The organism is Nostoc foliaceum FACHB-393 (assembly GCF_014698505.1).
GTDB lineage: Bacteria > Cyanobacteriota > Cyanobacteriia > Cyanobacteriales > Nostocaceae > Nostoc > Nostoc foliaceum_A.
Window position 1 is genome coordinate 1 of the sequence record NZ_JACJTD010000139.1, and the last position, 6,188, is coordinate 6,188.

A 6,188-nucleotide genomic window follows, 5' to 3' on the forward strand; every position below is an offset into this window, starting at 1 on the left:
TAAATAACTCGTTGTATGAAAGCGGTAAGCGATCGCGGAGGGTCTCTAAGAGTTGCCATGCTGGAATGGCTTATCGGTTCAAGAAGAAATTTGAGTAGGGAATGTGGAGTGTCTATAAAAAGCCGCCATAATCGGACAGTTTCTTTCAACTACAAAGTACTAGCCAAGCCGATAAAAAAACAAAGCAAACAAAACTGCAAAATTTACTGAATTCCGTTGTATAGCCATTAAAGCACCCTTACTTCAGCAAGACTCCTTTTTAGCTAGATTACTGCTTCCTAAAGAACAACTCAAACTATTCTCTCCCCTGTCTCAAAGTGAATAGGTTGAGGTAGGTAGAGAGAGCGTAACGAGCTATGCGCCACTAGCCACACTATTTTTGCGTTTACAATCAAAATAAGCCAATTTCTCTAATTTAACTCAACAATTTTTAATAAATTTGAATTTACTAATAGATAGATAAGCTAACTATCAAAATTTACGGAAATTATAGGTCTAAATAATAGATTTTTGTTGCGCCTAATAAAGTTAGCCTAAGAGGCTGTTTGAAAAGTTTTGAGGGGTAAAATTTTATGCTAATCGCCTCACCATGATCCGGATCATGGCAAGGTAGATAAACGTCTCCGATGTTTCCGGCAATAACTCAACGTCTGTTGACCAATCGCCGACACGCCATCAGCCATCCGAAAGTGCGCTCGACTACCCAACGTTTTTTAAGCAAGACAAAGCCCTTGGTTTGCTCAGGTCGTAGTACCACCTGTACAATCCAACGACAAAAGTCCATCACCCATTGCATGAACATCTCACCGTCAAAACCCCCATCTACCCAAAGGGTTGTTAAACGAGAAACCTGCTGTTGAGACTGCTTGACCCGTTTGAGAACTTGTTTTCCCCCTTCACGTTCACCCACATTGGCTGCTGTTACCAAGACCCGCAAGACTAACCCCAAAGTATCGACGGTCATAAATCGCTTGCGTCCTTTAATTTTCTTGCCTGCATCAAAGCCCACTGATTGACTCACTATCGCCGCACTTTTCACGCTTTGACTATCCATGATCCCTTCTGATGGACTCCGATGGCGCTCCTGCTCAATCCGTGTCCACTGTCGAAGACTATCGTGAATTTTCAACCACGTTCCGTCTTTGCGCCATTTGCGAAAATAGCTGTATACCGTCTGCCAAATTGGAAAGTCACCCGGTAGCGTAGGCGTAGCCCGCCGTAGGCATCGCCATCTAACTCCTTCTACCAGCACATAAAAAATTGCGTTAAGCACTTCCCATATATCGACTTCACGTTTGCGACCACCGGGTTTCGGTTCTGGAATCATGTCACTGAGAAATTCATACTGGGTGCGGGTCAGATTGCTGGGGTATGCTTTACTCATGTCGCTCTCTCGGTGCTGTCTACTATCTATTCACAGCGTATACTGAGAGAGCTTTTTTACCATCTCTCCGACTTTTCAAACAACCTCTAACAACGATTAAATCACAGAGCTAACTTAGTATCATTAGCTTTTTACAAGATGAAAAATCAGATTAGACAAAAATTTCGGAAATTTTGGCAAAAAAATATATGGCTACTTGCTACAATTACCATAGTGATCGCAAAACTGCTCTGCTGACAATAGCTTAATTACTTGTCTATCCTGAGTTTTACACAATTTTTGACCACCCAAAATACACGCTTGACAATTTCTCCTTTTCCTTAGCTTGTTACCAATGGGGGAATGCGGGTTCTATCTTAAGTAATATAAAAATTTCAATTTTAGCTTATATATGCTAAATATTATCTAGCTCAAGATAGACGATTGTTACTTCTAGCTAAACTAAATTCAAAACTAATGAAAGCAGTAAGTTTGTATGAATTTCAAACTACTTGTTAAACAACAAAGGTTGCAATTTCATTAATAGTTGCTTGACAGACTGTATATTTCGTTAGCAAATTTTGATGTAAAGCTGATTCGTAAAGAAAATATTAAGGAAGCTCAACTGATTATCAGGTTTAGGTTTCAGCCAATAAGTGCTTTATTAACTCAAATTCCTGAAACCCTTATAAGGTAAGTAGTTTACCTTAGTTTACAAATTACCTCTTACATCTAAAAACAACTTTAACGTTTTATATTTGTTGATACTTTAGAGCTAGGGCGTGTTTTAAAACTCGGTAAAATGGTTGAGAACACTAAAAATTAACGGTGCTAATATTCGTCGTCATTTGCAACGGCGTGGTATTCGGTTAACCATTCCAAGTAGGTCGAACGAACGCAGACGCGGTAAGTTTGATAAATCTATTTATCGTCAAAAAATCGGGTCGAGCGATGTTTCAACTGTTTGAAGCAATTTCGTCGGATTGCTACACGCTATGAGAAGAAAGCTGATAACTACCTTGCAATGCTGACACTTGCCTCCATCATTATGTAGCTTTAAGAAAATAAAATATGAGGATATAACTAATAATGAAAAAACGAATCAACTACTATAAAGATTTAGTGGCTGATTATTCAAAGCCAGATCCTGTCCCGAAAGAAATAGCAGACAAATTGATCGCTAAAGCAGAACAATTCATTCAATTGAAAGCAAGAACTTTATCAGCGATCACTCCTGATTATCCACTAGAACAAATTGAAAAAGAAAATAAAGAATGGTGGCAGAGGCTGCTATATCGAGGGTGAACAACTGACTTTTTATCGTGATGTATTTGCCCCTGATCAACTTCTCAAATTTATTACTACAGCAGATTCACCAAAAATCATACAAGAGGTTAGATAGTATGACTACCATAAATAAAGGCAAAATCGGTGTACTCATTGAAGAACATTTTGACCCATTTGAGTTTCGGGCTTTCAATGAATACTTTCTTCAACAGGGTTATCAAGTTGATTACATTTCTTACTTGTGGGGAAATCCAGAAATAACTTTTCATAGCAGTTCTGAAGATGGGGTAATTAAAGAACACGTAACTGTCACCACAGAAGTTAATGACATTAATCCAGGCGATTACAAGGCAATAATTTGTATCGGTGCTTATGCAATGGATCGGCTTAGATATCAGGAGAAGGTGAGAAAGGGTGAACCAAGTCAAGCCCCAGCAGTTGTATTTATTCGTAAAGCCATGCAAGAACCTAATGTCAAAATAGGAGTGATTTGTCATGGGTTATGGCTACTGTGTGCTGCTGATGTTTTGGAAAACCGGCGAGTAACTTGCGCCCATAATATTATTGTTGATGTGGAAAATGCCGGGGCTGAAGTTATTTACGAAAATGATTTAGCTGCTGATATTGTGATTGATGAGAATTTAATTACAGGCAGATATCCTGACCTTGTAAATCAATTCATGGAAACTTTAGTAAAAGAAATTGAGAATAGACAGCGCAGTAGGGCAAACGCATCTAAATTACTCTTGATTACAACAAAGGTTAAGAACCAACGAAAAAATCAGGATTTTGCGCTTGATTATTTTTTAAGCCCCAAAGTGATGCCTAAAATTTTGGCAATAAGTGAGCGTTAATGACATTATTTTTAACTCTATTGACAATATACTTTGCTTATTGACATGATGCGGCCGCCCTAGACAGCGCAGTCTTCATGCAGCTATAGCTATCAACTCTTCCATGCTCTATAAAGTACACTACTGATACTACTTTTATCAAGCATATCGATGAGTGTGATTTTTCACAAATGATTTAAGATTTCTATAAAAATTAGACTCATAGAAAAAACATGGAAAAACTAACAATTAAAATCATAGAAGAATCAAAATATCGTGGCATTTGTGATTCTTCAGCCGGAGTTGCTATTGCAAACAAGAATCAATTTGTCGTTGCCAATGATGAAGACAACCTCTTACGAGTTTATCAATCTGCTAACAATAGTAGTGGAAAAACTATAGTCGATCTCGGACAATTGCTTCCAGCACCTACCAAAATAGAAATGGATATTGAAGGTTCAGCGACTATTGATAATATCGTCTACTGGATCACTTCTCATGCCCGAAATAGTCAGGGTGAATTAAGACCTACACGGCATAACTTTTTAGCCGTTAAATTTACCGTGACTGGTGAAGAAGTTAATGTTTTGCGAGTTGGACATTCTTACAGAAATCTACTCGGTGATATGCTCATAAAAAATAAACAGATCAAGAAATTTCTTGAATCAGCAGAGCTCTTGCCTCCAGAAGCAGAAGGTGGATTAAATATTGAGGGACTTTGTTCGACTCCCAATAAAGAGTTATATATTGGTTTTCGCAACCCAATTCCAAACCAAAAATCCCTACTAATTCCCTTAAAAAAACCGGCTGATTTGGTAAACAAAGCAGGAGTATCTGCTGATTTTGGTGATCCTATTCTTTTGGATTTAGGAGGACGGGGTATTCGCAGCATCGAATATTGTGAAGCACATAAAATTTATTTAATTATTGCCGGAGCTTTTGATAATGTTTCTAATTTTGCCTTATACCAATGGTCAGGTAATGTACAGGAAAATCCGGAATTAATTGACTTCACATTTCCTGAAGATTTTCGTCCAGAGTCTCTTTTCTTTTATCCCGATCGAGAAGACGAATTGCAGATCATGAGTGATGATGGAGGGGCAAAACGAGATGGAGTCACTCAATGCAAAGATTTAGAGAATGATAGTGATAAGTTTTTCCGCAGTATCCTAGTCAAGATCGTAAAATGAGAGATTTTTTGAAGGGATGTCTAACGCTCTTCCATCAGTCTCTCCAGAGTATATTTTGAAACTTTTGCAGCGAAAGGCTTTACGCAAGAATCAATGTTTCAGGCTTTGTGTGAGAAATTAAAGTCCAAATCCCTAACAATGTCTAAGTTTCAGCTTTTGGCTTTGATTTTTCTTTCAGCAAAGTGATGGAAGAGGGCTAACACACGTATTTTATTTTAAAAGAGACAGTCATAGTATTTGAATCGAATGCAATGAGTCGAAAATCTAATCCCACATTTGTACCCGTTCTTAGGCGTTGCATAATATAGGGATGAATTGAGGTTATCCACTGTGCAATGTCCATACTGCGGTTCTACAGAAATTCGCAAAAACGGAAAGCGAAGAGGTAAGCAAAATCACATTTGTACTAAATGTGATCGCCAATTTATTGACGTGTACGATCCGCCGAAAGGATATTCAGAGGAGATCAAACAAGAATGCTTAAAAATGTATCTTAACGGTATGGGTTTTCGCAGGATTGAACGGGTGAAAGGTGTACACCATACTACGATTATTTTTGGGGTTAAACAATTGGGCGAAAAATTGGCGGATGTCCCAGAAGAAAGTGTTATTCCAGAAGTTGGAGAACTAGATGAATTAGAGACATTTATAGGTTCAAAAAAAACAAAATTTGGCTGTGGACAGCAGTAAATCACTTTACTAAAGGTATTTTAGCTTGGGTTTTAGGAGATCATAGTGCTGAAACTTTTGAGCCACTGTGGGAAATTGTTGGACAGTGGAAAAGCTATTTTTATGTAACTGATGGCTGGAAGGTTTACCCCAATTTTATCCCTGATGGAGATCAAATTGTCAGTAAAACATATATGACACGGGTAGAAAATGAAAATACAAGGCTTAGACATTATCTTGCACGCCTTCACCGCAAAACTTTATGCTATTCCAAATCAGAACCAATGCTGAGATACTCAATTAAATTATTACTCCATTACTTGAAGTATCAAATTGTACCTACATAAATTAATTCATCCCTCTATTCAGCAACGCCAACGTTCTTATATATCGAGGATTATTGTATTCATTCCACATTGCTTGACCGCACGAAGGGCATTTTTTTTGAACACAATCGAGTACTTCAAACGATGTTGCCTCTGGTTTTAGACAATTCCATGCCAAGTTTTTGCACCATTATTTCGCTACGAGGTCAAGATTACAGGATTTCCGCTCTTCTCTAGTAGTCTGCCAAGGTAACTTTGCTAAGTAAAACCTCTAATTGGTAAAATAACTAAAAACGGGGTGTAACATGGCGAAAAAGTACATTGTTGACTTGAATGAAGATGAAGTTTCTCAGCTACAAGCAATAATTAAAAGAGGTAAGCACAAAGCAAGAACTATAGAACCCATTTGGGATCTTGAGACAGAGGGTAAGATAAGAAATAAATGCCGTACTCCAGCAGCTTAAGCGATTCATAGTGGGAAATCATTGAACCACTGTTGCCACAGAAGAAGCAAACCAGA

5 protein-coding genes and 1 pseudogene are annotated in these 6,188 nt (G+C 38.0%); 5 read left to right on the plus strand and 1 reads right to left on the minus strand.

Annotated elements, in window-relative coordinates; translation table 11 throughout:
* Positions 1-570: 570 nt before the first annotated feature.
* Positions 571-1,384 (minus strand): annotated as a pseudogene (locus tag H6G92_RS37865) (IS5 family transposase).
* Positions 1,385-2,169: 785 nt separating this feature from the next.
* On the opposite strand from H6G92_RS37865, the gene H6G92_RS41435 reads away from it, so the two are divergent.
* From H6G92_RS41435 to H6G92_RS37895, 5 genes are all read left to right on the plus strand, one after another.
* Positions 2,170-2,331 (plus strand): hypothetical protein, encoded by a 162-nt coding sequence (locus H6G92_RS41435; RefSeq protein ID WP_190901889.1) that lies wholly within the window; start codon positions 2,170-2,172, stop codon positions 2,329-2,331.
* 121 nt (positions 2,332-2,452) lie between these two features.
* Entirely contained in the window at positions 2,453-2,668 is a 216-nt protein-coding gene (locus H6G92_RS37880) for a hypothetical protein (protein WP_242059514.1), read from the plus strand.
* 98 nt (positions 2,669-2,766) lie between these two features.
* The gene (locus tag H6G92_RS37885) at positions 2,767-3,504 is read left to right on the plus strand and encodes a DJ-1/PfpI family protein (RefSeq protein WP_190901893.1); all 738 of its coding nucleotides are present in this window, start codon (positions 2,767-2,769) and stop codon (positions 3,502-3,504) included.
* 212 nt (positions 3,505-3,716) lie between these two features.
* Positions 3,717-4,673, plus strand: a complete 957-nt coding sequence (locus tag H6G92_RS37890; RefSeq protein ID WP_190901895.1) for a DUF3616 domain-containing protein — start codon at positions 3,717-3,719, stop codon at positions 4,671-4,673.
* 330 nt (positions 4,674-5,003) lie between these two features.
* Positions 5,004-5,689 (plus strand): IS1 family transposase gene (locus tag H6G92_RS37895; RefSeq protein WP_190901897.1). Its coding sequence is split into 2 segments (ribosomal slippage): positions 5,004-5,343 and positions 5,343-5,689, totalling 687 coding nucleotides; the frame shifts between segments, so codons are not numbered across the junction.
* Positions 5,690-6,188 lie beyond the last annotated feature (499 nt).